28 protein-coding genes are annotated in these 25,762 nt (G+C 41.3%); 2 read left to right on the plus strand and 26 right to left on the minus strand.

Going from position 1 to position 25,762, the window contains the following annotated elements:
- Positions 1–6: 6 nt before the first annotated feature.
- The gene (locus tag HMPREF1519_RS01725) at positions 7–1,281 is read right to left on the minus strand and encodes a carbohydrate-binding domain-containing protein (RefSeq protein ID WP_002884041.1); all 1,275 of its coding nucleotides are present in this window, start codon (positions 1,279–1,281) and stop codon (positions 7–9) included.
- A 434-nt stretch (positions 1,282–1,715) separates the two neighbouring features.
- Between HMPREF1519_RS01725 and HMPREF1519_RS01730 the strand changes: the two genes are divergently transcribed.
- The gene (locus HMPREF1519_RS01730) at positions 1,716–2,495 is read left to right on the plus strand and encodes a polyphosphate polymerase domain-containing protein (RefSeq protein ID WP_002884127.1); all 780 of its coding nucleotides are present in this window, start codon (positions 1,716–1,718) and stop codon (positions 2,493–2,495) included.
- A complete protein-coding gene (locus HMPREF1519_RS01735) occupies positions 2,488–3,171 on the plus strand; it encodes a DUF4956 domain-containing protein (RefSeq protein ID WP_002884056.1) in 684 nt (227 codons plus the stop codon). The genes HMPREF1519_RS01730 and HMPREF1519_RS01735 overlap by 8 nt, the downstream gene beginning before the upstream one ends.
- Before the next feature lie 135 nt (positions 3,172–3,306).
- Here HMPREF1519_RS01735 and HMPREF1519_RS10105 read toward each other — a convergent pair whose 3' ends face one another.
- The 25 genes from HMPREF1519_RS10105 to HMPREF1519_RS01860 form a co-directional block, all read right to left on the minus strand.
- Entirely contained in the window at positions 3,307–4,101 is a 795-nt protein-coding gene (locus HMPREF1519_RS10105) for a hypothetical protein (protein ID WP_051413947.1), read from the minus strand.
- Between the two features lie 205 nt (positions 4,102–4,306).
- Complete coding sequence (gene hisE / locus HMPREF1519_RS01745; RefSeq protein ID WP_002884043.1) at positions 4,307–4,621, minus strand: phosphoribosyl-ATP diphosphatase; 315 nt, start codon at positions 4,619–4,621, stop codon at positions 4,307–4,309.
- An 8-nt stretch (positions 4,622–4,629) separates the two neighbouring features.
- Positions 4,630–4,968, minus strand: a complete 339-nt coding sequence (gene hisI / locus HMPREF1519_RS01750; RefSeq protein WP_002888928.1) for a phosphoribosyl-AMP cyclohydrolase — start codon at positions 4,966–4,968, stop codon at positions 4,630–4,632.
- The gene (gene hisF, locus HMPREF1519_RS01755) at positions 4,965–5,723 is read right to left on the minus strand and encodes an imidazole glycerol phosphate synthase subunit HisF (RefSeq protein ID WP_037610975.1); all 759 of its coding nucleotides are present in this window, start codon (positions 5,721–5,723) and stop codon (positions 4,965–4,967) included. The genes hisI and hisF overlap by 4 nt, the downstream gene beginning before the upstream one ends.
- Before the next feature lies 1 nt (position 5,724).
- Positions 5,725–6,444, minus strand: coding sequence for a 1-(5-phosphoribosyl)-5-[(5-phosphoribosylamino)methylideneamino]imidazole-4-carboxamide isomerase (gene hisA, locus HMPREF1519_RS01760; RefSeq protein ID WP_037610977.1), 720 nt, complete (start codon positions 6,442–6,444; stop codon positions 5,725–5,727).
- Positions 6,445–6,492: 48 nt separating this feature from the next.
- Positions 6,493–7,101 (minus strand): imidazole glycerol phosphate synthase subunit HisH, encoded by a 609-nt coding sequence (hisH, locus tag HMPREF1519_RS01765; RefSeq protein WP_037610978.1) that lies wholly within the window; start codon positions 7,099–7,101, stop codon positions 6,493–6,495.
- Positions 7,098–7,682: an imidazoleglycerol-phosphate dehydratase HisB gene (gene hisB, locus HMPREF1519_RS01770; protein WP_002888923.1), complete on the minus strand. Its 585-nt coding sequence runs from the start codon at positions 7,680–7,682 to the stop codon at positions 7,098–7,100. The genes hisH and hisB overlap by 4 nt, the downstream gene beginning before the upstream one ends.
- Before the next feature lie 19 nt (positions 7,683–7,701).
- Complete coding sequence (gene hisD, locus HMPREF1519_RS01775; RefSeq protein ID WP_037610980.1) at positions 7,702–8,985, minus strand: histidinol dehydrogenase; 1,284 nt, start codon at positions 8,983–8,985, stop codon at positions 7,702–7,704.
- Positions 8,982–9,632: an ATP phosphoribosyltransferase gene (gene hisG, locus HMPREF1519_RS01780; RefSeq protein WP_014634292.1), complete on the minus strand. Its 651-nt coding sequence runs from the start codon at positions 9,630–9,632 to the stop codon at positions 8,982–8,984. The genes hisD and hisG overlap by 4 nt, the downstream gene beginning before the upstream one ends.
- On the minus strand, positions 9,625–10,605 hold the full coding sequence (locus tag HMPREF1519_RS01785) for an ATP phosphoribosyltransferase regulatory subunit (protein WP_014634291.1): 981 nt from the start codon (positions 10,603–10,605) through the stop codon (positions 9,625–9,627). The genes hisG and HMPREF1519_RS01785 overlap by 8 nt, the downstream gene beginning before the upstream one ends.
- Positions 10,602–11,654 carry a histidinol-phosphate transaminase gene (gene hisC / locus HMPREF1519_RS01790; protein WP_037610983.1) on the minus strand — a complete coding sequence of 351 codons (1,053 nt, stop codon included), beginning with the start codon at positions 11,652–11,654 and terminating at the stop codon, positions 10,602–10,604. Before hisC ends, HMPREF1519_RS01785 begins: the two co-directional genes overlap by 4 nt.
- Before the next feature lie 749 nt (positions 11,655–12,403).
- Positions 12,404–12,793 carry a hypothetical protein gene (locus HMPREF1519_RS01795; RefSeq protein WP_037610984.1) on the minus strand — a complete coding sequence of 130 codons (390 nt, stop codon included), beginning with the start codon at positions 12,791–12,793 and terminating at the stop codon, positions 12,404–12,406.
- Positions 12,774–13,697 carry a phosphodiester glycosidase family protein gene (locus HMPREF1519_RS01800; RefSeq protein ID WP_037610986.1) on the minus strand — a complete coding sequence of 308 codons (924 nt, stop codon included), beginning with the start codon at positions 13,695–13,697 and terminating at the stop codon, positions 12,774–12,776. Before HMPREF1519_RS01800 ends, HMPREF1519_RS01795 begins: the two co-directional genes overlap by 20 nt.
- A 161-nt stretch (positions 13,698–13,858) precedes the next feature.
- Positions 13,859–14,593, minus strand: coding sequence for a PHP domain-containing protein (locus tag HMPREF1519_RS01805; RefSeq protein ID WP_037611006.1), 735 nt, complete (start codon positions 14,591–14,593; stop codon positions 13,859–13,861).
- Between the two features lie 8 nt (positions 14,594–14,601).
- Positions 14,602–15,246: a TIGR01906 family membrane protein gene (locus HMPREF1519_RS01810; protein WP_022495926.1), complete on the minus strand. Its 645-nt coding sequence runs from the start codon at positions 15,244–15,246 to the stop codon at positions 14,602–14,604.
- A complete protein-coding gene (locus HMPREF1519_RS01815) occupies positions 15,236–16,009 on the minus strand; it encodes a TIGR01457 family HAD-type hydrolase (protein ID WP_014634285.1) in 774 nt (257 codons plus the stop codon). The genes HMPREF1519_RS01810 and HMPREF1519_RS01815 overlap by 11 nt, the downstream gene beginning before the upstream one ends.
- A 1-nt stretch (position 16,010) precedes the next feature.
- Entirely contained in the window at positions 16,011–16,754 is a 744-nt protein-coding gene (locus tag HMPREF1519_RS01820; protein WP_022495925.1) for an acyl-ACP thioesterase domain-containing protein, read from the minus strand.
- Positions 16,755–17,891: a radical SAM family heme chaperone HemW gene (gene hemW, locus HMPREF1519_RS01825; RefSeq protein WP_037610989.1), complete on the minus strand. Its 1,137-nt coding sequence runs from the start codon at positions 17,889–17,891 to the stop codon at positions 16,755–16,757.
- A 94-nt stretch (positions 17,892–17,985) separates the two neighbouring features.
- Complete coding sequence (locus HMPREF1519_RS01830; protein WP_037610991.1) at positions 17,986–18,726, minus strand: hypothetical protein; 741 nt, start codon at positions 18,724–18,726, stop codon at positions 17,986–17,988.
- Positions 18,727–18,939: 213 nt separating this feature from the next.
- Complete coding sequence (locus tag HMPREF1519_RS01835; RefSeq protein WP_022495734.1) at positions 18,940–20,028, minus strand: hypothetical protein; 1,089 nt, start codon at positions 20,026–20,028, stop codon at positions 18,940–18,942.
- Between the two features lie 64 nt (positions 20,029–20,092).
- On the minus strand, positions 20,093–21,139 hold the full coding sequence (rfbB, locus tag HMPREF1519_RS01840; protein WP_002884100.1) for a dTDP-glucose 4,6-dehydratase: 1,047 nt from the start codon (positions 21,137–21,139) through the stop codon (positions 20,093–20,095).
- Between the two features lie 271 nt (positions 21,140–21,410).
- Entirely contained in the window at positions 21,411–22,004 is a 594-nt protein-coding gene (locus HMPREF1519_RS01845; protein WP_022495791.1) for a dTDP-4-dehydrorhamnose 3,5-epimerase family protein, read from the minus strand.
- The gene (gene rfbA, locus HMPREF1519_RS01850; protein ID WP_002883992.1) at positions 22,004–22,873 is read right to left on the minus strand and encodes a glucose-1-phosphate thymidylyltransferase RfbA; all 870 of its coding nucleotides are present in this window, start codon (positions 22,871–22,873) and stop codon (positions 22,004–22,006) included. The genes HMPREF1519_RS01845 and rfbA overlap by 1 nt, the downstream gene beginning before the upstream one ends.
- 211 nt (positions 22,874–23,084) lie before the next feature.
- On the minus strand, positions 23,085–24,431 hold the full coding sequence (locus tag HMPREF1519_RS01855; RefSeq protein WP_022495792.1) for an acyl-CoA thioester hydrolase/BAAT C-terminal domain-containing protein: 1,347 nt from the start codon (positions 24,429–24,431) through the stop codon (positions 23,085–23,087).
- Between the two features lie 186 nt (positions 24,432–24,617).
- Positions 24,618–25,706, minus strand: a complete 1,089-nt coding sequence (locus tag HMPREF1519_RS01860; RefSeq protein WP_037610993.1) for an NAD(P)/FAD-dependent oxidoreductase — start codon at positions 25,704–25,706, stop codon at positions 24,618–24,620.
- Positions 25,707–25,762 lie beyond the last annotated feature (56 nt).

The following is a 25,762-nucleotide window of genomic DNA, read 5'->3' on the forward strand; positions in this document are numbered from 1 at the left end:
GACTCTTTAGTGACCTCCTCCAAAGCCACCTGGTTGTCCACCACCTTGGGGACCACCGCCACCTTGAGGGCCACCGCCGCCAGGCATTGAGTTTTCAATCTTAGTTTGTTTCTCACCATTGATAGTAATGTCACCACCGGTATAGGTCGCTGAACCATCAAAGTCAAAGCCAGACTGACCAGTCAAATTGATCGTTCCACCCGATACAATAATATCGCCGTTAGAATCGATTGGGTCGGTATCGCCCTCGCCAACCTCAACATTTAGGGTTCCACCGGTCATCTTGAAGAAAATCTCACTTTGACTGGCATTAGCATTGGCCGCATTGACACCATCGTCCGTTGCATAGACATCGATATTTCCACCATTTATGGTCACAGATTTTCCTTCGATACCTTCAGTTGATTTTTCAACCTTGTAAGTACCACTATCAATAATCATGTCCCCTGACGCATGAATACCGTCGTCACCAGCCTTAATGGTCATGGTATTATCAGACAGATACATGGTACCTTCTGAGGTGTCGTCATCATTATCGACCTTAACAGCATCTTCTTCAGCCTCAATGGTCATAGTTGTTCCTGTGATGTTGAGTTCATCATTGACATTGAAGGCATCACCGACTGAGGAAATCTTATAGGTACCGCCAGTCATATGAAGGCTGTCATTGGCTTTAATACCGTTGTTTTTCTTGGCATCAATGTTTAGAGTACCTGAACCATTAATGGTCAAATCTCCTTTAGAGAAAATCACAGCATCCGCATCTTCATCACTATTAGAACTTGAATCAGAAAGTGTGTTTGTAGTGCCATCTTTAAGTGTCAGATAGACATGACCAGCTTTTGTGGCGTTGATTGCTGCATTTGTATTTGTCATGGTAACGCCATCTAAAACAATATGGACATCGTCTGAATCACCAGCGTCTACCTTGATTTGCACACCGTCGGATTTTCCTGAAATGACGTAGGTCCCAGCTTTGGAGATGGTTACGGTTGAACCTGATAGGGCTGCACCATCACCTGAAACATCTGCAGATGAGCCTGATAACTTAATCTTAGTAGCTGAGCTTTCATTATAAGAGGTATCAGAATCTTTAGAAGTAAAATAGTTGCTGTTGTTCTTATTTGTTTTCTTACTAGTCGTTGCTGTTACAGCACTTGTTTTTGAGCTTGACATCGTCCCAGTTGCTTGACTGCTTGATTGACTACAAGCTGTCATTACTGTTAGGGCAGTCGCACAGGTCAATAAAGTCGTCCATTTTTTTAGTTTTTTTAATTTCATATTTTTTCCTCTCGGGTTCGTTTGGATGATTACAGTTTACGGGACTTAGCTAAAACATTTCTAAAGGTTAACTAAAACTTATCTTAAGTTAAGTTTGGTGAAAGTTTAGCTTAGGAAAACTTTCAGAAAAGTCCCATAGACTAATAGGCAAGCAAGTAAGTGCTTTATAGAAATAGTACATTTGCGATCAACTTTTCTATTATAAAAAAGAATTAAAACAATAAGTCGACTGTTTGAAAACAGATGTTCCTGCAACAAATTCCCTATTTTCCTGGGAGTTGCTTCACGGCTTTGTATCTTATCTAATTGAACACGCCTACAACTCGGGGGAAAAAGATGGGCCCTGCTTGGAGATAAACTCCTTCGGCTGGTCCCCCTATTTTCCTGGGAGTTGCTTTACGGCTTTGTATCTTATCTAAAAAAGGAGTTTTTTCATGGTTAAACAATTGGAAACACGTTTTAAACGTATTGAAACAAAATATGTGGTCTCAAAGGAAAACCTTGAGGACCTGCTCACTGATCTTAAGGAGTATTTGGTAGAGGATGATTATCCGACATCTACCATTTCAAATATTTACTTTGATACGGATAATTTTGACGTCATCCAAGATGCCCTAGATGGTAATCACCGTCAAGAGAAAATCCGCATGCGTACCTACCTAGCCAATCCCAAAATTGATAGTAAGGTCTTTTTAGAGGTTAAAGCCAAAGATGATGAAGGAATCGGTCATAAGTTTCGTCTCGTTTCAACTCCGCTTGTCATCACTAACTTGATGACAGACGGTAAGAATCATGGTCAAATCACTGACCGCCAGCTATTACAGGATATCCACCACTTACGTCAACGCTATGATGAGGGACTTAAACCTCGTATGTATATCTACTACGACCGTTTTTCGATGAAAGAAAAAGAGACTATCGAAGGCTATGCCTACAATAAAGTTCGTGTTACCCTTGACCAAAATTTGACTTACCGTGATGAAGACGTCAGTCTCTTTAAGGGAAATCATGGTTTTCCCCTTCTTGATGAAGATACGATTATCATGGAAATCAAGGCACCTGGCAAAAAGCCTGACTGGCTTCAAACTATCTTAGACAAACATGGTTTGGAAGAGCAGAAATTCTCAAAATACAGCTGTGCCTATCATAAGTCTCAAGGTCTAGACTATGGACCACGTCCAGCACAAGAAAAAGGAGCTGCTGCCTATGTCTAATCTCTTCAATTCTATCTTTAATGATGCGACCGCAACCGCTAGTCCTCTTCAACTCATGCTGGCCTTACTGGTCAGCCTAGTTTTAGGTTTGGCCTTGACCTGGACTTATAAATACCGAACCCTCTACACCAGAGAATTTGTCATTAGTTTGACCCTACTTCCATGTTTGATGACCCTGGTTATCTTCCTTGTCAATGGGAGTTTGGGGACCTCTATCGCCGTGGCTGGGACCTTTAGCCTCATTCGTTTTCGTTCAGCTACCAGTGGTTCCAGGGAGCTGATTGCTGTCTTTATGGCCATGATTATTGGTCTGGCATCTGGGACAGGCTATCTCTTACTGGCTGTCCTCTTTACCATCTTCCTTTTGGCTGTTTGGCTTCTTTTGGAAAATCGTCAAAGTCGTACCGACAACCAACGTCGTAGGCTCCTGACCATTAACGTCCCTTACCAAGACTTGATTGACCAAAAAATCACTAAAACCTTGCTCAATTTCACAAGCGAATGCGACCTGATTTCCCTTAACACCACAGGTGGGGGTGAGACCATGCAACTGGTCTACGAAGTGGACTTGAATCCCCAAGTGGATGACTTCCAATTGACGAATCACCTTATCTCAAGTATTAAAAATTGTGACCTGGCTCTAACAAAAAAAGCTAAAAAGAAAAAGAATTTGTAAGACAAAAAGACATCTCCGACTGATTTTCGGAGATGTTTTTGCATGCTTTGAGGTTAACATTTTCACTTAGCTATAGCCTATACTTCTATGCCGCCAGTATGGAGTGCGAGATTATCGCAGGAATCAAAGTATCATCTAATCATCTTCATCTTGGACAACCTTGCCATCTTGTATGTTAAAGGTATAGCCAATATATCCGGAATTGTCATAATAAGCGGAATTTTCTTTATCAGTTGTGAAATAATAAAATTCGTACTCTCCGTCTGGTAGCTTGCTAGCATCCAGTTTCTTCGCTGCCTCTTCTAAATCTTTCTTACTGGTATTTTCTGTATCACTTACTCTTATTGACATAGTAACAATATGTTCATCAATCATTGTTTGATAAGGAATTTGATAATACCCATAAAAATCATGCTTGCCATTTTTACGGTTTTCTTTGGCTATGCGCACTAAATTATCAGAAGCCTCTTGATCTATCAGTGTATTATCTTTGAAAGAGAAATCTTCGATATCAAAGCCTAAAGATTGCTTTTTAAGCTCTTTAAAGAGTTTTTGCTCTTCTTTTTTTACAGATTTTTGTTGTAAATAGGTTTCCGAGTAAAGGCCAGGAGTCATATATTCTTCACTATAAACTGTCCAGTCCAGTTGAAATGTAATTTTTCCATCTAATACTATGGGTTGATTATCGTAGGTTTCCTCTGAATAGGTATAATAGACATAAATGCCTGCACTATCTAGAATCACCTTTTCGATACGCTTAACTTGGACCTTTCCCTTAAAACCATTATGAGCCAAGATTTTTTGCGTTTTTTCCCTAGCTTTTGAGTAAGTAATTGGAAGTAGCACTGTGCAACGAACTAAAAGAATAGAACAAAGGAGGAGAATAGCTAAGCGAGAAAGCTTTAAAATATTAGGAGTATTATTCTTCATAGGACATCCTTCCTTTCCTCAATGATTTGTATAAATAAGCACACCGAATCTTTCAAAATAAACGAGCTTTCTTCACTCCTATTATAGTATTTTAAAGCGCTTTCTTATGCTGGTTAGAAAGCAGAAGATTAGGATTTCTCTAGCAAAAAAGCCCGAAGCATCACTTCAGACTTTTCATCTTGGTTCAAATCGGTTGAGATAATCCTCAATAATCTGTTACTTCCTTTCGGTCATGGACATTGCTTTGCTTGCCTTGACGTGCTTTAAGTACGGCTTCAACGTCTTCAGGGCTGACCCCTGTTTCAACGAGCATGACTGCTAGGTGATAGAGGACGTCTGCTGTCTCGTTGGCAATTTCTTCTTTATCAGCATTTTTGGCTCCGATCACAACTTCTGTTGCTTCTTCGCCAACCTTTTTAAGAATCTTGTCTAGCCCCTTGTCAAAAAGGTAATTGGTATAAGATCCTTCTTTGGGATTTTTTTTACGATCTAAGGCTTCCTTATAAAGTGTTTCTAACATAGCTACTCCTATCTATCTTGATTGTCATCATATATATCCGTAAAGAAACAGCTGTAAGCTCCTGTATGACAGGCTGCTCCTTCTTGTTCAACGGCGATAAGCAGGGTGTCCTGATCGCAATCTGTCTTGATGCTTTTGACATGTTGGAAATGACCAGATGTGGCTCCCTTATGCCAAAGCTCATTTCTAGAACGGCTCCAGTAATGCATTTGTTTGGTCTCAAGTGTCAACTGATAGGACTCCTCATTCATATAGGCCAACATGAGCACCTGCCCCGTCTTGTAATCGGTCACAATGACTGGTACAAGTCCCCCTTGTTTATCAAAATCAAGTTTAACCTCTGTCATCGTCTCACCTCAATTCCTGCATTTGCCAAGACTTGTTTGGTTTCGCCTATATTTACCTCACCAAAGTGGAAGATAGAGGCAGCCAGTGCACCAGTTGCTGTTGTCTTTTCAAAGACCTCTACAATGTCCTCGATATTTCCCGCGCCACCAGAAGCGATGATAGGAACATCGACGACTTCCGCCACACGATTTAGCATTTCCAAATCAAAACCAGACTTAGTGCCGTCCTTGTCCATGCTGGTTAAGAGAATTTCTCCAGCCCCCAAGGCGACGACTTCTTGAGCCCATTGGATGAGGTCCCTACCTGTATCCTTACGGCCACCCGCCACAAAGACATGCCAGCTCCCATCAGCCATCTTTTTGGCATCAATAGCAGCGACTACACACTGGTTCCCAAATTTTTGAGCACAATCAGCGATTAGTTGCGGGTTGGCAAGAGCTGAGGAATTGACCGCAACCTTGTCAGCACCGGCTTTGAGCATCTTGTTCATGTCTTCAACTGAACGGATACCACCACCAACTGTGAAGGGGATATAGACCTGATCGGCAACACGACGCACCATGTCAACCGTTGTTTCACGATTGTCTGAAGTCGCTGTGATATCCAAGAAAACAAGTTCATCACAACCAGCCTCATAATAAGCACGCGCAGAATCAACAGGGTCTCCAACATCTGTCAGATTCACAAAATTAACCCCCTTAACGACACGACCATCCTTGACATCCAAGCAAGGAATAATACGTTTTTTAAGCATATTAACCTCCGAAAGCCTTGAGCTGGTCTAAGGTGATATTGCCGTTATAGTAGGCTTTGCCGACAATGGTTCCTGCCACACCAATCTCTTTTAGGTGATCTAAGTCAGCTACTTCTGCAATCCCACCTGAAGCAATGACTTTGGCGGTTGTGAGTTCAGATACCAAACGTTTGTAGTGATCAAGATTGGGTCCTGTCAGTGTGCCATCTCGATCAACATCTGTATAGACAAAGAGGGTTACGCCCATCTTTTCCATTTCCTTGGCCAAGGTGATATAGTCCACATTGCTGGTTTCCAACCAACCTTCGGTAGCGACAAACCCTGCCTTGGCATCAATACCTACGACAATTTTATCGGCACCAAATTCCTCTAAAGCTGCTCGAACGAAGTCAGGATTTTTAACGGCCATTGATCCGATAATGATACGGTCGATGCCAACTTCCAAATAGTCACGAATCTGCTCCAAGGTACGGATACCGCCACCAACTTCGATGCCAAGTCCAGAAACCTTCTTGACCTCTGCAATCAAGTCACGGTTAGTGGCACGACCATCAAGGGCACCGTCCAAGTCGACGACATGAATAAATTGAATGCCCGCATACTTAAAGGTCTTTGCCTGCTCAATAACATCTGGATTGACAACGGTCTGTTGGTTGAAATCTCCTTTAAAGAGACGAACAGCCTGTCCATCCTTAATATCAATTGCTGGTAGAATTTGCATCTCCCCTACCATCCTTTCTAACTAAAAAGTCTTTGCTCTCACTAGCTTCTAGGCTTTACATAACCCTGCAAATTTTTCAAGAATACCTAAACCAATATCCCCTGATTTTTCAGGATGAAATTGGGCCCCATAAACATTGTCTTTATGAATCATGGCTGGTACCTCAATACTATAATCTGCGGTAACATCAATGTATTGGCTAGGGACATCTGTGAAATAACTGTGAACGAAGTAGACAGCTTGGCCATCTAAACCATCTGTCAAAGGGCTGGCTTGCTTAACAGCCAAATCATTCCACCCCATATGTGGGACAGGTTGCTCCTTGCTGGCTGGAATAGGACGGCAGACACCTGGAATAAAGCCAAGACCATCTGTTTCTTCATGTTCCAGTCCTTTTTCTGTTAAAATCTGCATGCCTAAGCAAATTCCCAAAAGTGGAACTCCCTGTGCGACAGCCTCTTTGATAACAGCTACCAAGCCTCTTCGCTCCAACTCTGCCATAGCCGTTGGATAAGCACCTACACCAGGTAAAATCAACCCATCTGCATCTAGGATTTTTTCTTTATCGGCAGACAATTCTGCAGTCACACCAATCTTTTCAAGGGCACGCAGAACATTTGCAGTATTCCCAGCATCGTAATCAATGACGATAATCATAGCATCCCCTTTGTCGAGTTTACGCCGTGAATGTCAGGATTGATTGTGATTGCCTCACGCAAGGCACGTCCTGTTGCCTTGAAAAGACTTTCTGACTTGTGGTGATTGTTTTTTCCGTGGAGAATCTTGAGATGGAGATTCATCTGAACATTGAAAGCCAAGGCTTGGAAAAATTCTTCTACCAGTTCTGTATCAAAATTACCCAATTTTGGATTATCAAAACTAGCATCAAAGACCAAGAAACTACGTCCAGACAAGTCTAAACTTGCCATTCCGAGGGTTTCATCCATAGGGACAAAAGCCGTTCCATAACGGTTGATACCTGCTTTATCGCCCAAGGCCTCTTTAAGAGCTTGACCAAGGACAATACCGACATCTTCAACAGTGTGGTGACTATCAACCCAAAGGTCGCCATCAGCCTTAACCACCAAAGACATACGACCGTGGCGGGCAAACAAGGTCAACATGTGGTCAAAAAATCCGACACCTGTTTGAATATCTACTGGTTCTTGAGCATCCAAATTGAGGCTTAACTTAATTTTGGTTTCAAAGGTATTACGTTCAATTTCTGCTTGTCTCATAACTTCTTCCTCTACTCTCTCAATTATTGTCGTTTCTGACTTCAATTGCCTTGGCGTGGGCCTGCAAGCCTTCCGCATAAGCCAAGGTTGTGATATCGTGCTGAGCCTTATTGACTGCTGCCTTATCATATTGCGTATATTGGATACGTTTGACAAAATCGTGCACGCCTAAAGCTGATGAAAAGCGGCTAGTCGCTGTCGTCGGAAGAACGTGGTTGGCACCTGCATAGTAGTCGCCAATTGGTTCGCTGGTAAAGTGACCAAGAAAGACGGAACCAGCATTTTCCACTTTTTTCAAGTAATCATAAGCATTGTCCATAGCAATTTCCAAATGTTCTGGCGCAACCAAGTTCATGAGTTCGAACATGGCATCTGTATCATTGGCAATAATAATACGGCCGTTATTTTCGACAGATGGACGAGCGATCGCCTCACGTGGCAAAAGCTTGAGTTGACGTTCAATCTCACTTTCAACCGCATCTGCCAAGACTTCAGAGTCTGTTACCAAAATGGCGCGTGCGCGTGTGTCGTGCTCTGCTTGAGACAAGAGGTCAGCTGCCACATAGGTTGGATTGGCACTACTATCAGCGATTACACCAATTTCTGATGGTCCTGCAATCATATCAATACCGACAATACCGTAAACTTGTTTCTTGGCAGTCGCCACGAAAATATTACCAGGACCTGTAATCTTGTCCACTTTTGGAATTGTTTCTGTACCAAAAGCCAAAGCCGCAACCCCTTGAGCCCCACCAACTTGGTAAATGCTATCCACACCAGCCAATTTGGCGGCTACCAGAATCGCAGGAACAAAGTGTTCTTGAGGCGGCGTAATCATAATAATCTCTTTAACCCCAGCAATTTTGGCAGGAATAACATTCATAAGAACTGATGACGGATAAGCCGCAGTTCCTCCAGGAACATAAACACCCACACGATTGATAGGACGAATCAATTGACCACGAATAACACCCTCACTTGGTTGGTCCTCAAAACCAGTCTCCAACTGATGTTTGTGATAAGATTCAATGTTTTCTTTAGCATTAACTAGGGCTTGGTAAACCTCTGAATCAATCTCTTTAAAGGCTTGATCAATCAAGTCCTGTCCAACTTCAAAATCAGTCAAGTCAACCTTATCAAATTTAGCTGAATAGTCACGAAGGGCCTCGTCTCCACGTTTTTTAACGTCTTCAATAATGGCTTGAACCGTGCTTTCAACATCTCTATTTTCTTTTGACAGTTCCAATTGCTCCTGATAAAGAAGCTCAGCAATTTCTTTATTTGTTCCAGTTAATCGTTTCATTCGAACGGTACCTCCTCGTTTCCTACAAGTGATTCAATCTTACGAATGAATGGCAGGACTTCCTTATTGTTTTTCAAAGAAGCCTTGTTCACAATCATTCGTGCTGAAATCCTGCAAATATCTTCATAAACTTTTAGGCCATTTGCAACAAGGGTATTCCCTGTTTCTACAATATCAACAATGGCATCCGCTAGACCAATAACAGGGGCAATCTCTACACTCCCTTGAATCGAAATAATTTCAACATCCTCACCCTTTTGATTAAAATAATCCGTCGCAATGGTTGGATACTTGGTCGCAATACGTTTACGCTTATGGTCATCAGGATTATAGTCTTCTGTTGATGCTACGGAGAATTTACAAAGACCAAAATTAAGGTCTAACATTTCCAAATAGCCTGTCGGATGTTCGACCAAAACATCCTTACCGACAATCCCAATATCTGCGACACCGTGTCTAACATAGGTAGTCACATCTGGAGCTTTGACCAAGAGAAAACGGAACCGGTTGTCAGGACTCTCGAAAATCAAATTACGTCCCTTATCGGCCATGAAAGACATGTCAAAGCCAGCTTTTTCCAGTAATGTAACCGTATCTTTCTCAATACGTCCCTTGGTCAAGGCAATTGTGATTTGATTGCTAGTCATCCAAGTCACCTCCAAATTCCACATCGTCATGTACTGCTTGATAAACTGAGTCGATATCAATGGCCCAGCCAACCGCTGTTAACTCGGTAGCACCAAAGCGTTCAAATAGTTTATCATAACGGCCACCTGATACAAAAGCATCTGGTACCTTGTCACCGAAGACCTTAAACATCATGCCTGTATAGTAAGGCACTGCTGGCAACTGCGCTAAATCAAGTGTCGTCTCTGGGAGACTATCAGCTAGGCGATTGGTTAAGACTTCCAAACTATCCAAAGCCGTCAAAAAAGCTTCACTGTCTGTTAACTGTCTCGCCTTGGTCAAGACAGCCTTTGTCTCACCAAAGAGGAAGGGCAACTGCTCCAAGACCTTGTCATATTGGCTTGGATTTTCTTTGGTGAATTCCTTGAGGCCTGTGATTGATTTATCACGGATATAGGCCGCCAACTCTGCTTCTTTTACTGCTGGAAGGTTTAATTCTTCAAAAATGAGTTGCAAGAGGCGGGCATGTGAAAATTCAAACTTGTAATTTTTGACCCCTGCAGCATCTAGAGCCTCTTTAGCAGAAGCTATTGCTTCTTCCAATGCCTGATGAACTGGAAAACCAATGATTTCCACACCAGCCTGCGTATGCTCATTGGACAAGCCACGCATCTCCTCATTGTAGTTAAAGACTTTTCCGGAGTAAGAAAATTTAATCGGTGTATGAACTTGAGTCGAAGCAATCACGCGCCCAATTTGGCTGGTAATATCAGGACGTAGGCTAACAAGATCTCCATTTTTATCAAAGAAATTATAGTAACCATTGTCCACAAGATCACTAAAGACTTCAAAATGCTCTAAGGTTGGTGTCTCAATTCGAAGAAAGCCCTTTGTCATCAACAAGTCACAGATACGGTGTTCAATCTGATACATAGTACGTGCACGTTTGAAAAGTTTATCGTGCATTCCTAAGGCTAATGTCGTTTTTTTCATGCTTGTAACTCCTGTATTGTCATTAAGACGCGCTCCATCTCATCCTGCGTCCCAATAGAAATGCGTAGTCTATCTGAAATACGCTCCACTTTTGGAAAATAACGGACATAAATTTTCTTACTTTGGAGGTAGTCAAACAATTGACCTGCAGTCACTCCGTGAGGTTTGACCAAAACAAAATTAGTTTTTGAAGGTAGGATATCAAAACCAATCGCCTGCAATTCTTGGCTAAACCAGTCACGTGTTGCCATAATCTTTGCGCAAGTGTCCTCATAGTAGTCCCAGGACTTAACCGCTGCAGTCGCCAAAACTTCTGCGATGCTATCCACATTATAGGGATTGACTGAATTTTTGACGGCATTGATTACAGCCATTAGTTTAGGACTTCCGATGCCATAGCCGACACGCAGACCAGCAAGGGAGGCATCCTTAGAAAAGGTCCTAGTGATAAACACATTGTCATACTTTTCTAGGAGTGGTAAGGCCGTCTCCCCACCAAAGTTAATATAGGCTTCGTCAATAATCACAACAACCGACTGGTTAGCCTTTACAATCTCCTCAATTTGATCGAGCGGTTTATAAATACCTGTTGGCGCGTTCGGATTAGTAAGGACGATCCCACCATTTTCCTCCAGATAATCTTGAGTAGCTATCTCAAACGAAGAGCTCAAAGGCACTTCTCTAAAAGGGATGTGGTACAAATCTGCCCAAACCTTGTAGAAACCATAGGTCAAATCTGGAAACAAAACTTCTTCCTCGCTATTAAAGAAAGCTAGGAAAGCCATTGACAGGATATCGTCTGAGCCATTTCCGATAATCACTTGATCGGCAGGCACACCCAACTGTTCAGACAAAGCCTGACGTAAAGCTGCTTGATCCAAAGTCGAATACTTGCGTAACTGATAGACATCAAAGGATGCTAAAGCTTGATGGACTGCTGGACTTGGTCCATAGGCATTTTCATTAGTATTCAACTTAATGATATTTTTCTCAGCAGGCTGACTACCCGCTACATAGGGTTCAATCTTTCGTAATCCTTTGATTTCCATAGTTTATCCTTTCTGTTCAACTCCGACCAATTGTACTACTAGCTACAAATGCTAAAAGCAAGGGTAACAAAAAACGCCCTCACAAAAACAACTTTTGCAAGGACGTTGGCACGTGGTTCCACCTTAATTCGAACAGGGGTCGCCCCCTCTTCCTCATGAAGTCACAAAATCTCTCTTGTAACTCCTAGTCTCTAACGGAACCACCCGTCGTACACTACTGTCATCCAGAGTTCGCATACGCTCTCAAGAATGTGTCGTCTTTGATCTCATGCGTTCTCAGCTTCCCGCATTCTCTGTGAAACGATCTGACTTTTTCTATCAACGATTTAGATTTTAGTTCATTTTACCTAAAAATTCAGAACAAAGCAAGTCTTTTTTGTATATTTTTATAAAAACTTGAATTCCTTGTATATTTAATAGCCAAAACAAACTGCTGTGAAATTGAGTTCAAATAAATAAAAAGTTGATGCGGTATCTTTTTACAAACCAAGTGGATCCCTAAAGAGACTTCTGACTGTGATAGCTTAACTGGAAACCACTATTTTTTCAAGTACTTTCATCACTACAGAAGATCTCGTTCTATCTAAATTCCTATCACAAAAAATCTTGCTCAGTTATTTTTTATGACAATTTCTTTGGACTATTTCCCAAATTGAAATCATTTCTTCATATTATAATTTGTATATTTATCCTAAATAATTTTTCAAAGCAAGACAAAAAGCCTGAAGCACAGCTCCAAGCTCTCATTGTTAAGCCAGTCTTTTAGGTCTGATAAATCCCGTTAGGAGACTCAAACAAAGTAGTCCAGCTGCCACATACCAATAGGGCATATCCACGCTAGTCGTACGGCCTGAGACTTCAACAATACCTTTAACTAAACAAGCACTAGCGACAACAGCAATGGCTGAATTAAAGAGAAGTTTTGAGGCACGATTCTTCACCCAAGACATTCCCAGTCCAGTAAGTAGATAAATAAATGCTCCAGCCAATGGTGCAAAGAACATCATGCGCATAAACATGGATGATTCACCATAAGAAAAGCGCTCATAAACAAAGGTAAAGACTAGACTAAAAATGGTTAGTCCGATGTAGGTGAAAAAGTGTTTGCTGGCTGATTTTTTAGTAACCGATGTAAACAATATCGCTCACCGCCCTTTCTGAAATTTTGTTTCCGTTTGTGGTTGGCTTATTAATGACCTGACCATTGAAGTACATGGTAGATGAGCCACCACCGTCAAGGTTGTAGGCTGTCGTCACGCCATAAGATTTCATCAACTCTGCCATTTCATAAAGAGTCAATCCTGACGACTCACTGGTACGACCATCAGAGACAATGACAATATAGTGCACACTGCCGTCATTTTCTTCGATAACTCCGATGGCTGTACGTGGATTGTCAGCCATGGCTTGACCAACCTCTTCATTTTCTGATACAGCTACCTTACCATTTTCAACCAAGGTTGGACCAAAGGCAAAGGTATTCACCACACCTGAATCAACCAATTTTTGAGCCGTTGTATCGCTTTCCTTAAAGGTCTTGAAGCTACCATCTGAGTAAACGGCAAGGTCCTCGTAATCACTGTTTCGATCAGTATCACGATAGACTTGACCATTCTTAATCACATAACCTGACTGATTAGCCCCATAGTAGTCACCATTGATGGCAAAGATAGCATTGTTTTGCTGAGCAATACTTGAAGTGGTATCAGTAATATTGGTGCCATAGGTGTTTTGTGCCAAAGCCGTTTTAAGGTAATCTGCACTCGAAAGTTGGATATCTGCCACATAGTATGTGGTATCACTGGTTTTACCCGTCGTGATTTTGATATCCATATTGTCATCTTTATAGGTCGTATCTGTCTTAGTTACCTTACCAGTGCTGGTAGACGCCGTTGACGAAGCTGTGCTTGAGCTAGTCGTATTGGCTGAAACCGTTGAGACTGCTGACGGAATGACAAAGACCTTTAAGAGAGAGTAGACATTTGCCCCCATCAGAAAAAGGGTAAAGAGTAAGGCATAGGCATGCCTTTTGAGAAATTTCATAGAAAACCTCCAAATGTGAAAGATAAGATAGAAACCATAAGTTTCTTTTGATTGAAATTAGCATAACAAGCAAAGCTTAAAATCTTCTATAAATCCCACAACCACGCTTTTCCTTTAAGTTTTCCTTAAGAAAAAGACAGCTTCAGTTGAAGCCATCTTCGCTATATAATCATATCTTCAGTAATATCAAATTCTCTCAAGAGCTCCTGAATCTTATCAAAGTTCAGACGGAAATGCTCTAATTTATGACCATCAGAGCCGATAGAATACTTGCAACATCCCAAATCCTTAACAAGGCCCAAGGCATAACGATAAAGATCTTCGTGATGATAGAGATACATACTCTTTGCATTCAGCTCAAAAGCCAAATCATTAGCAAGCATTTTCTGGAAAATGCGTTTGAGCTGCTCCTCATAGGCTTTTAGCTCATCAACAGTCACGTCAAAAAGTCGGAAACCATAGTCAAAATGGGCCAGAACATCTGCGTCCACACGACCAATAGCGTACTCCAACTTGTCCAGATACTCTTGAATAATGCTTGCCTTGTCCATATCAGCTATCTCATCATCAAGATAATCATTGACCCCATTATGGTGAACAGAAAGCAGTTTGAGATCATAGTCCTTACCATCCAAAAAGTCTAAAATATCCTTTTCCCTAGGCTGATAATAACCAATCTCGATGCCACGTTTAATACGATTGCCATACTTACTGTTAAGGCTTTCAATCTCACGACTATAGGCCTCGTACTCAGGCACATCGTCCTGTTTGGTATAAGGATTAGAGAGATCATAATGCTCAGTCGTTACAATCTCCCCATCAAAATGTGTCAAATAGTCAGTAAAGTTCGCATCCGAATCATAGGAATGATGGGTATGCAAATGGTTATCACGAATAGACATAACTACTCCTTATTTTTCAAATACATTGTAAGCTGCTTATGGGCCAACCAGGTCAAACTCACCATCAACCCCTCATAAATAATAAAGAAAATCACAAAACATTGAAGGAAATACTCTTCTGGTAAAACATTGATAATCGGATCCAAGATTGGATTAAAGAGCCAACTGCTATCTCCAGGAAAGAGGGCTTCATGAAAGAGCGTAAAAAACTCATCAAATCCGAGAAAAACTCCCACAACCCCAATAAAGACTGGTAAGATTGCTAGACTCATATAAAGCCTACGATAAAGACCAAAGGTGCCCTTCTTCACACTTCGCCAGAGAGAAGTTGCTGCGGGATAAGCCAGTAGAATAACAAACCCCTGTACCAAATGAAAGAGCCACTTGACATCATGAAAATGCTTTAGCCCACTCTCCGACGATGGAAAATCAGGCATGGCCAGATGACCAACCCAAGGAAAGGTCAAGTACTGCATGAGGACATTGAAATTATGCCAAAGCTCCGTCTTTCCGATAATGACATAATCCATAAGATGCATCCAATCAATATCAAAATAATAAAAGCCCCATGCCAGATAAATCGTCACTAGGATAGACAGGGCCAGGAGCCAAATCGGAGTCAGTACAGCTTCAATCTTAGTTCGCATCAAAATCCCACTCCGATAGACTAGCAAGTACGTGGTCTGGTTTGACAGGTAGACCTGCAACCTCTTCCGCCTTGGTGAAGCCAGTTGTCACAAGTAGTGTTGGAAAGTCATTTTTAATGCCAGCTGTAATATCAGTCAAGTAATTGTCACCAACCACAATAGTTTGGCTACGTTCTGTCCCAAGGATTTCAAGAGCCTTATTCATGATAATAGCTTTAGGCTTACCAATAATGATTGGTTTCACACGGGTAGCCGCCTCAATAAGGGCCAAGAGGGAACCAGCACCTGGAAGAAGACCACGTTCTGTTGGGATATTCAAATCTGGGTTAGTTCCAATAAATATAGCCCCTTTGTGGATAGCAAGCGTTGCTTTTACCAACATTTCATAAGTGACTTCACGATCCAAGCCCACCACAACATAGGCAGGATTTTCCTCATCTACCTTATATCCCGCTTCCGCAATTGCAGATTTAAGCCCAGTCTCACCGATAACATAAACCGTCTTGCCACGATTCATATCGTTCATGTAGTCAACTGTCGCCAAAGTAGCTGTGTAAATGGTCTCAAGAGGCGTTTCCAACTCGCACTGATTACGCAAAAGTTCCTGGACCATTTCTGGTGTACGCATACTGTTATTCGTCACAAAAAGATAGGGAACCTGACGCTTCTGCAACTCCTTAACGAAGGCTTCTCCCTCAGGAATGCGGTCCTTCCCCTTGTAAATAGTTCCATCTAAATCAATCAAATAACCTTTATATGTCATCCTACTCGTCTCCTATTTCTTTCCATTGGATAATAGCCTGAGCATGAACATTACCATCCACACAAATCTGGTGTTGACTGCTCAAACTTTCTTGGTCAAACTCGTAACCTGAATAAATTTCTGATCCATGATGAATTTCCTTAACATACTTGAGGTCAATATGGGCCGGTGTGTACTTGGTCAAAAAGTCCAAATCGAAAACATCCAACATCCACTCCAAGTACTTGCTATTATTAACATGGCTATTCATGTCTAGGTCAAAATAACGCACACGATAAAGCGTCTCAATTGGATTTTCCAAAGCCTTATAACGAGGTCCTCTAAGCAACTTTTTAGTCTTATCAGCCCCATAAGGTGCTACCACCTCATCTGGCACTTCGGCTACCTTACGCGTTTCATAATCCATAAGGGCAAAGGTAGTCTTAAAGAGCATGATTTGTTGACCAGTCTCATCCGTGATGTAAAAATTACGGTAACAAAAAATCTTATTATAGGAAACGGCTTCCGTTGTAATGGTCACCTTTTCATTGTAACGAGGCAAACGGTCAATCTCAATCGCATAGTCTGTCACAATCCAAACTAGACCATATTTATCAAAAACTTCCTTATCCGTATTACCCAGAGACTCTGACTGCATACCAGATACTTGCAATGAAAAAGCTAGTAAGTGTGGTAATTTTACCTGATGCGTGATATCCGTCTCATAAAACGGAATCTGATAAGGAATACTAAATTTTAATCCCATCTAATCCTCCAAGATAAATTGCTCAGCGACACTATCTCCCAGAAAGAGTCCTCGTTTTGTCATACGAACCACCTCTGGATTCTTGACCAAGAGACCATCTTCCTGTAGTTTTTTCACAATGTCTCCATAAGTATCCGAAAATGACAAACCAAACTTCTCTTCAAACCGTTTAATAGACACACCTGACTTTTTACGTAAACCAAGGAAGAACTCCTCCTCCATCATCTCCGCCTTAGTCAGATGCTCCTCGTGAAGTCTAGCATGACCATCCTCAGCTATAGCCTTTAGATAATGCTGGATAGGTCCTCTATTGCGATAACGAACACCATTGACATAACCAGAGGCTCCAGCACCAACACCATAATACTCATCATTATTCCAGTACATGAGATTGTGACGACTCTCCATCCCAGGTTTGGTAAAGTTGGAAATCTCATAATGCTCAAAACCATTGTTTTCCAACTCTTGGATAATATAGTCAAACATCTCTGCTTCCAAATCCTCAGTTGGCAGATTGAGCTTACCCCGACGCATCTTATTCATAAAGACCGTGTGATGTTCCAAGATCAAACTGTAGAGACTTAGATGTGGAATATCCAGTTCCAGTGCCTTTCTCACATTTTCTTTGACCTGATCCATGGTTTGACCAGGTAGCGCATAAATGAGGTCAATGGAAATATTATGGAAACCAGCAGACTTCAAGCTATCAATGCTTTCATAAATCTGTGCTTGATTGTGACTGCGGCCAATTTGACGCAAGTGCTTGTCATCAAAAGTCTGAACTCCTAAAGACACCCGATTAACAGCAGATTTTTTGAGCACCTCAATCTTATCAACCGTCAAATCACCAGGATTGGCCTCAATGGTGAACTCCTCCAGCTTTGACAAATCCAAGTTTTTCTGAAGATGACTTAAAAGGTAGTCCAATTGCTCGGCAGAAATAGCTGTTGGGGTCCCTCCACCAATATAAAGGGTGCGAAGCTCCTTGATATCTAAAAGCTCCCACTCACGAATCAAAGCCCGTAGGTAGTCATCAACGGGCTGATTTTTAATAAAGACCTTGGAAAAGTCACAATAATAACAAATTTGTGTGCAAAATGGAATATGCACATAGGCTGACGTTGGTTTTGTTTGCATGTAACTATTCTACCATTTTTTAAGCAGAAACGAGACCATGAATGATAAGAGTTGAGGCAAAAAAGAAGCTACCTCTTCAGATAGCCTCTTCCTATTATTTTGTTAATGAGAATGGGAAAGCATTGTAGTTGCTATAATCAAAGGTTGGGCCCAAGTCTGAAATGAATTGCACTGGCGTGTAGGTTCCATTTTCAAGAATAAAACCAGGCTTAGCTTGGAAACCAGCTCCCCCTAGTCCAGTAATACCAGGAAGCAAGGTTGAAAAATCGCCACCCTCCCAAACGTAGAGATTACCAGAAATTTGAACAGCTTTTGCAGTTGTTGAACTTTGACGATAGGGTTCGTAATCGACATTGAAATTTGCCTTTGAAGTAATGTTGCCGTCAGCATCAACTGTAAAACTAATGTCTGTTGCTTGAGGACTCGTACCAGTCCAAGTTCCCACTAATGCTGCTGGAACAGGAGCATCACTTTGAGTATTAGTTGTTGCTTGACTAGACTTGTTTGATTCAGATGCAGCACTACTACTTGTTCCTGCTTGAGCATCATTTCCAGCTGTGGCTTGACTTTTTGAAGAGCTAGCTTCAGGAGCACTCACTTCTTCTTGACCTTGAGAATCCTTTGAAGCTGAATTCTCTGTCTTGGCCTTTTTAGCAGATTTTCTTTCAGCTGCTTTTGACTTTGCTGATGACTTCACTACTTTAGAAGTTGACGTTGTAGATGATGATGCAGTGTCTTTTTCTGACTTAGAACCACATCCGATAAGAGCCCCAGAAACAGCTACAGATAACAAAACAAGTGAGCAAACACGAATATCTTTTCTTTTCATTTTCATAAACCTCTTTTTCTATATGTCTATTATATCTATTCTGTTACAGAAATCAAGTATTTTTTGTAACTTTTGTAACATTTATGTAATTATTTGTGCCGCTGTCATAAGTTAATGTCGTATTTACTAGTAAAAAAAAAGTCCATCACTCCTTGAGGAATGATAGACTCTTGACTATTATTTAAGTACTTCTTATCTTATCTGATAGAGATATTGTGATTAGCGAGTGTCTTCTCTTTCAAGATAACCTTTATAAGAGAGAAGGTTAAAGCTATCCTCTAAGAGAATAATGCGCTTACCACCATCTACAAGGACATAATAGTATGACTTGCTCGCATCGTGGTAGATGTCATTAACACTCTTAGCCTGAAAACCATGTGACTTAAGAGACTTCTGTATTTTAGCAAACTCTTTTTGCACCTTATCATTATCTATACTGCCTGATTGATCCACCAGATATTCTTTTAAAGTCTTAGCAATTAAGATATCTTTACCATCAGAATCTGTAGTAACAACCCCATTTTCAGAGATAGTCCCTTCTCCTTCTGAATCATCATCGGAATCAAATTTTTTCCATTGCCCAACAAAGGCTTTTGGAACCGCTGCCTTATGAAAAAGACATGTCTTTTTTAAATCTTTGGTACTTCTTGATCCATAGTAGAGGTCTGATAAGAATAAATCTAGAACTAAGTTTGTCCCATCTTTCTGAATCAGATTATAGTATCCAAACACTTTCGTCTTTACCAGGATAATCTCTTTTGTCTGTAATTGGTATTTCTTGTCAAAATCAGCAATCGTTTTTAGTTTTGAATCACTGACGTCCTCTAAGCTTGTTTCAAACTTCTGTCTTACTTTCTGGCCAATAGAGATTTCTTTGATTTCTTCTTCCCTATGGCCTGCAACAAGTTTTGACTTTTTCCCACTTAACTCATAAACCAAACCAGCATTATTACCATTTACCCACAAGCCACCCAAGTTTGTTCCTTTGGAAGAAAACAAAAAGAGGCCAAGACTTGTTGCTACAACAAGAAATAAAGCAATCCCAAGACCAATAAAAGTCTTCTTGCCAAACTTTTTCTTCTTAACAAAGACCATTTGTTGTGAATAAGCTGGGTTGACCATTTGACCAGTCATTTGATTTGGTAAAGGCATGGCTCCTTCAGTCACAGACTTTCCATTGTTAGAAAAAGTAGCTTGTTTTCCTTCCATAACAAATTCACCATTTAGAAGGGCCTGCTGACACTCCTGGATGGTGGGCTTACGATTATTAATCGCTTCAAAATATTCAATCCATTCTTTTCTATTCATCATCTCTCCTAACAGTTCTTAACAGAAAAATCTATCACTAGATTGGAAGTGATAGATTTTTCAATTATTTAAGCACTTCTTGAGTCTTAGCATAGTTAGCTTCAACAGCTTCTTTTTCAGCTTTCCACCAATCTTGGTGATCTGTATACCACTTAATCGTTTCTTCCAAACCTGATTCGAAGTTTGTGAATTGTGGTTCCCAACCAAGTTCTTCACGCAATTTTGTTGAATCAATCGCGTAACGCAAATCATGACCAGCACGGTCTGTAACACGGTCGTATGCGTCTTTTGGTTGACCCATTTTTTCAAGGATAAGCTCAAGCACTTCCTTGTTATTCTTTTCACCATCAGCACCAATCAAGTAAGTTTCACCGATACGACCTTTAGTGAGGATAGCCCAAACACCAGTTGAATGGTCGTTAGTGTGAATCCAGTCACGGACGTTTTTACCTTCACCATAAAGTTTTGGTTTAATACCTGATAAGATATTGGTAATTTGACGTGGGATGAATTTTTCGATGTGTTGGTATGGTCCATAATTGTTTGAGCAGTTTGAAATAGTTGCCTTAACACCAAATGAACGCACCCATGCTTTAACGATAAGGTCTGAAGCAGCCTTAGTTGATGAATAAGGTGATGATGGGTTGTATTTGGTTTCTGCTGTGAATTTTTCACCAGGACCTTCACCATGTCCAGGGAGATCTTCACGCAATGGAAGGTCACCATACACTTCGTCTGTTGAAACGTGGTGGAAACGAATATCATATTTACGAGCAGCTTCCAAAAGTGTGTATGTACCAATAAAGTTTGTGTGGATAAATGGTGATGGGTCGTTCAATGAATTATCATTGTGACTTTCAGCCGCGTAGTGAACGATAGCATCAGCCTTAGCAGCCAATTTATCGACCAATTCAGCGTCAGCAATATCACCAACAACCAATTCAACACGGTCACCAAGGATTTCTTCAATGTTAGCACGGTTACCAGCGTAAGTGAGTTTGTCAAGGACAGTCACATGCACGTCTGGATGATTGTTGTAGACATAGTGTACGAAGTTTGAACCGATGAAACCTGCGCCACCAGTTACGATGATGTTTTTGTATTCAGTCATTTTATCTCCAAAAAATATTGTTTTTTTCTTAATCGTTCCTTAAATCAATCTTTTTTAGCTTTCCTTAGGTGAGCACGGACGTCAGCGAACTTCGAAGAAGTTCCATGACTAAGTTTTGAGCCTAATGTCTCAAAACCTCCGAGCACCTGAAACACAATGGTTCAGGTGCTTTTCTCACGGCGGAAAGCTAATCATATAGCTCGCTTCGCTCGTTTATAACAAAGCTAAAAACTATATAATGATTTTCTTAATTGTTTTAAGAGCTATATTCTTACAAATCCTCTGGTTTGAGGGGTTTAACGTCTTTGAGTAATGGGTGGTTTTTATCTGCTTCTGAGACTTCTGCTTCTTCCAAGTTTTCCCACTTGATATCAAGGCTTGGGTCTGCGTAATTGACAAAAGCGTATTTTGGTTTGAGTTCAAGTGCCCAGTAGTCGTTCACAAGGTAGCTGTAGGATACTTTGTCAGACAAAACTTGGAAACCATTGGCAACACCACGAGGAACAAAGATTCCTTTTGAGGCATCAATAACAGTTTGATAAGTATTCCCAAACGTTTCGCCTTCACGAAGGTCAACCCATGTTCCAAGAACCTTTCCTTCATCTGCTACTGAGATGTATTTATCCCAAGGTTCAGCATGCAAGCCACGCAAAACATTTTTACGTGAGAAAGAAACGTTATTTTGCAATTTTCCTTCTGCAAAGAATGACTCTGGAAAACCAAGTGGCAACATCTTTTCCTTTTGGAAGTTTTCCTTGAACCATCCACGGTTATCTCCATGAACAGGAATATCAAATTCAAGCAGACCTGGGATAGCATCAATCTTGCGGGCAGCTAGTTCTTTACCAAAAAATTGTTCAGTCATTATGCTTCTCCAATCAAACGGAGCAAATATTGTCCGTATTCGTTTTTCTTAAGTGGTTGTGCCAATTCAAGAACCTGTTCTTTAGTGATATAACCCATGCGATAGGCAATCTCTTCAAGGTTAGCTACTTGGACATTTTGCAAACGTTGAACTGTTTCAATGTATTGAGCAGCTTGCAAGAGGCTTTCATGAGTGCCTGTATCCAACCAAGCAAAGCCACGTCCCATTAGCTCAACAGAGAGATCTCCACGTTCTAAGTAAGCCTTGTTAACATCCGTGATTTCAAGTTCGCCACGAGGGCTTGGCTTGATGTTTTTGGCAATTTCCACAACATCATTGTCATAGAAATAAAGACCAGTTACAGCAAAGTTTGATTTTGGATGCTCAGGTTTTTCCTCAATTGAGATAGCATTCATATTGTCGTCAAACTCAACAACTCCAAAACGTTCTGGGTCCTTAACTTGATAACCAAAGACTGTGGCACCTTTTTCCTTAGCTTCAGCACGTTGAAGCATGGCAGAAAGACCATTGCCATGGAAAATGTTGTCCCCGAGGACAAGGGCAACACTATCGTCACCAATGAAGTCTTCACCAATGATAAAGGCTTGAGCCAATCCATCTGGACTTGGTTGTACTGCATAAGAAAGTGAAATACCGAACTCAGAACCATCACCAAGGAGCTCTTCAAAACGTGGAAGGTCCTGTGGCGTTGAGATGATGAGGATTTCCTTAATACCAGCCAACATAAGCGTTGAAAGTGGATAGTAAATCATTGGTTTATCGTAAATCGGCATCAGTTGTTTTGATGCAGCACGTGTCAATGGATACAAACGCGTCCCTGAACCACCTGCAAGAATAATACCTTTCATAAGAAGGCTCCTTTTTTCTCTAATATATTACCTATATTTTAGCATTTTTCAGCCCTCTTGTCACGGTAAACCCTATGTTCTTAAGCTTTCATTAAGAAAATCACAAGTGTCCATTTTCTTAATGCAATCAAAAAAGGATTTCACTTGAAACCCCTTCGATTGAAGATAATATCTCGCAATATTCCCCTTGGGGAGCGTGATTATCATCCTCTTAGTGTCGTTGTGCACTCATCCAGTCAAAGATACTGTTATAAGTTTGTCCATTGACACTGGCACGAGAGCCACCTCCATTGGTTGGATCAGTGGCAACCATACCACTATAACCATCCCAATTTTTCGTATTTTCAGGATGCTGAACGCCAATCACCTGGTCATGGAAGAAATAAATCCAAGCCCAATGACCATCATACTCTGTGCCAGGAAGATCAGTCCCAGTAGCTGTTTCAAAGTATGAGAACCACTTGTTAGTAGCTCCAGAGGTAATCAAGCTCTTATATAAAGGTAAGACACTATTTTCTGGTTGTACTGTTGCGTCTGCCTTTGTGTGAATCAACCACATAGGCTGGTTCTTCAGTTTATCAATCCCAGATTGGTCAACAGTTAATGGCGCTGCAATTGGAACGAGAGCTGCAAAATAATCTGGATAGGTTGCTCCCATGGTCAAGACCATACCACCACCATTTGAAACTCCCGCAAGATAGATTCGTCCCTTATCTACCTCAGGGTGATAAGTTAGGTAGATATCGATGGTCTCTTTGAGTTGGGCTGCATTATCTGACCCCCAAGGTGTCTGTGTTTGAACAGCCAGAACATTAACCCCACGCGCCTGATCACCAGTTGTTAAGAAATGGCCTTGAATATCAGGCTGAGTAAGCGCATAGACGTCATTTGAAAGAAGCGGAATATTCATGTCTGTCCCTCTCTCACCAATGCCGTGTAACCAGACTAACAATGGTTTGGTGCTATTCCCCGTACCAGTCTGAGCACTATAAGCCGCATACTGCATGTTACCTACCTGTCCTCGCTCATCGAAAACCTCCGTCGTTGGCATCAAACGATTGTTGATGGCATCTTGCTCAGATGAAACCATCTGCGACTGACTACTACCCTCTGCCACTACTGACAAATCTTTCATCGACACCATATAACTTTCCAGCCATTGATTGGTCCAAGTAGAAAGGTTAAAATACATAGGTTCAGCATTCCCACCCATGTTGTAGCGATTATAAGATGGTAGGCTCAATTCAAGCGTCACGTACTTGCTATTGTCATAATAGACCACATGCCCCTTATCATCAGAAACATAAGAGTTCGTTACCTGACGACTGACTCCTGCTGTTGTAACCTGAGTTGAGCTGTGGACAACCTCTGGCGTGACCTTCTGATTAAATTCAAAAATGACTTTGGTTACAGCCGGTCCAAACTCATAACTTTCTAGAACAATACTTGTCTTTGTAACAGCCAAGTCTTCTGCTGCCCCTGCTTTGACAGATAGGCCTAAATTTATGGCTAGCAAAGTAACAATGACTGTCACATAAACTTTAACTTTTTGGAACATAGTCCCTCCCCTTTTTTATTAGTATTCACCTACAATCGATGAACAGTTACTATTTTATCATCTTCTAATTAAATAAAAAATAGATATGAGGAGTTCTAATAAAAAAAGAATCAGCTAGCATCCCTCAATAAAGAGAAATAGCTAACTGATTCATAAATTTCAATATATTGGAGGGCTTTAATACTATTAGTCTTTTTTCTTAACGTACTGAGCCACTGGATAGTCTGCACTGTCCAAACTACCAGGTCGGTTCATAGCCAAATCAACCAGATTTTTTCCAATCAGTGGCCCCGTCGTAAGCCCTGAAGATCCTAAACCTGAGGCGACAAAGACACCCTCAAGTTCTGGAACTTCTCCAAAGAAAGGTGAGAAATCACTCGTGTAGGCTCTTGTTCCCACACGTTCTGAGATGGACTTAGCCGTACTTAAGTCAGGGAAATAGGTCTTAGCCTCTTCCTCCAGACTTGCAAGTACAGTCTCATCAACTGTCAAATCAAAGCCTTGGTCATTTTCATGGCTGGCCCCTACCGAAATCTTTCCACCAGCAAAAGGAATGACATCCAATTCGCCCTCTGGCATCAGAACAGGTAATCTACCAGTATCCATGCCCTCAAAGAAATAGTCACGCAATTGCCCCTTTTGGGGGCGAACGTCTACTTCGAAACCAAGAGGTTCGAGTGTTTGACCTAGCCAGGCACCACAAGAAAGAATAACCTTATCAAAAGTTTGACCATTAATCTCGTAAGTGCCATTATCAAGAGGAGATAGTGTGACTAGACCCTCTACCTTTTCAAAACCTGAGGCCTCAATCAAAGTCGCTGTCAATTCTGCTCCCTCCACTCTGGCACCTCCAGAAGCATAGAGATAACGGTCAAATCCAGTAAATTCCGGGAGGTCGGCAGCATTTTTTATAGAGAGTTCACCAATAATGGGTGATTCTTCTAGCCTAGTTTCTGCATGCTGATACAAACCGTCCAACTTACTATCATCTTTCTTGAGAAGGGCTACACCAGACTGATCATAGAAGCTCGTGTCATAACCATCATTTTCAAGATCTGAAACTAAATCTTGGTAAAAATCGGCTCCCAAACGGGCCATTCGATACCAGGCTTTATTACGACGCTTGGAAAACCAGGGGCTGATAATCCCTGCTGCCGCCTTAGTTGCTTGCCCAAGACCATGATCAAATACTGTAACCTCTACGTCTTTTTCTTTTGATAAGTAGTAGTCAGCCGTTGAACCGACGATACCTGCACCAACAATTGCAATTTTCATTTTTTACTCCATCTATTTGAAAAGAGCTGAGTCCTATATCAATAGGCACAGCTCTC

The sequence above is a fragment of the Streptococcus sp. SR4 genome (genome assembly GCF_000517725.1).
Taxonomy (GTDB): Bacteria; Bacillota; Bacilli; order Lactobacillales; family Streptococcaceae; genus Streptococcus; species Streptococcus salivarius_F.

Coding starts and splice junctions, on each gene's coding strand:
- HMPREF1519_RS01725 (WP_002884041.1), bottom strand. CDS start 1,281: ATGAAATTAAAAAAACTAAAAAAATGGACGACTTTATTGACCTGTGCG.
- HMPREF1519_RS01730 (WP_002884127.1), top strand. CDS start 1,716: ATGGTTAAACAATTGGAAACACGTTTTAAACGTATTGAAACAAAATAT.
- HMPREF1519_RS01735 (WP_002884056.1), top strand. CDS start 2,488: ATGTCTAATCTCTTCAATTCTATCTTTAATGATGCGACCGCAACCGCT.
- HMPREF1519_RS10105 (WP_051413947.1), bottom strand. CDS start 4,101: ATGAAGAATAATACTCCTAATATTTTAAAGCTTTCTCGCTTAGCTATT.
- hisE (WP_002884043.1), bottom strand. CDS start 4,621: ATGTTAGAAACACTTTATAAGGAAGCCTTAGATCGTAAAAAAAATCCC.
- hisI (WP_002888928.1), bottom strand. CDS start 4,968: ATGACAGAGGTTAAACTTGATTTTGATAAACAAGGGGGACTTGTACCA.
- hisF (WP_037610975.1), bottom strand. CDS start 5,723: ATGCTTAAAAAACGTATTATTCCTTGCTTGGATGTCAAGGATGGTCGT.
- hisA (WP_037610977.1), bottom strand. CDS start 6,444: ATGCAAATTCTACCAGCAATTGATATTAAGGATGGACAGGCTGTTCGT.
- hisH (WP_037610978.1), bottom strand. CDS start 7,101: ATGATTATCGTCATTGATTACGATGCTGGGAATACTGCAAATGTTCTG.
- hisB (WP_002888923.1), bottom strand. CDS start 7,682: ATGAGACAAGCAGAAATTGAACGTAATACCTTTGAAACCAAAATTAAG.
- hisD (WP_037610980.1), bottom strand. CDS start 8,985: ATGAAACGATTAACTGGAACAAATAAAGAAATTGCTGAGCTTCTTTAT.
- hisG (WP_014634292.1), bottom strand. CDS start 9,632: ATGACTAGCAATCAAATCACAATTGCCTTGACCAAGGGACGTATTGAG.
- HMPREF1519_RS01785 (WP_014634291.1), bottom strand. CDS start 10,605: ATGAAAAAAACGACATTAGCCTTAGGAATGCACGATAAACTTTTCAAA.
- hisC (WP_037610983.1), bottom strand. CDS start 11,654: ATGGAAATCAAAGGATTACGAAAGATTGAACCCTATGTAGCGGGTAGT.
- HMPREF1519_RS01800 (WP_037610986.1), bottom strand. CDS start 13,697: ATGAAATTTCTCAAAAGGCATGCCTATGCCTTACTCTTTACCCTTTTT.
- HMPREF1519_RS01810 (WP_022495926.1), bottom strand. CDS start 15,246: ATGCGAACTAAGATTGAAGCTGTACTGACTCCGATTTGGCTCCTGGCC.
- HMPREF1519_RS01815 (WP_014634285.1), bottom strand. CDS start 16,009: ATGACATATAAAGGTTATTTGATTGATTTAGATGGAACTATTTACAAG.
- HMPREF1519_RS01820 (WP_022495925.1), bottom strand. CDS start 16,754: ATGGGATTAAAATTTAGTATTCCTTATCAGATTCCGTTTTATGAGACG.
- hemW (WP_037610989.1), bottom strand. CDS start 17,891: ATGCAAACAAAACCAACGTCAGCCTATGTGCATATTCCATTTTGCACA.
- HMPREF1519_RS01830 (WP_037610991.1), bottom strand. CDS start 18,726: ATGAAAATGAAAAGAAAAGATATTCGTGTTTGCTCACTTGTTTTGTTA.
- HMPREF1519_RS01835 (WP_022495734.1), bottom strand. CDS start 20,028: ATGAATAGAAAAGAATGGATTGAATATTTTGAAGCGATTAATAATCGT.
- rfbB (WP_002884100.1), bottom strand. CDS start 21,139: ATGACTGAATACAAAAACATCATCGTAACTGGTGGCGCAGGTTTCATC.
- HMPREF1519_RS01845 (WP_022495791.1), bottom strand. CDS start 22,004: ATGACTGAACAATTTTTTGGTAAAGAACTAGCTGCCCGCAAGATTGAT.
- rfbA (WP_002883992.1), bottom strand. CDS start 22,873: ATGAAAGGTATTATTCTTGCAGGTGGTTCAGGGACGCGTTTGTATCCA.
- HMPREF1519_RS01855 (WP_022495792.1), bottom strand. CDS start 24,431: ATGTTCCAAAAAGTTAAAGTTTATGTGACAGTCATTGTTACTTTGCTA.
- HMPREF1519_RS01860 (WP_037610993.1), bottom strand. CDS start 25,706: ATGAAAATTGCAATTGTTGGTGCAGGTATCGTCGGTTCAACGGCTGAC.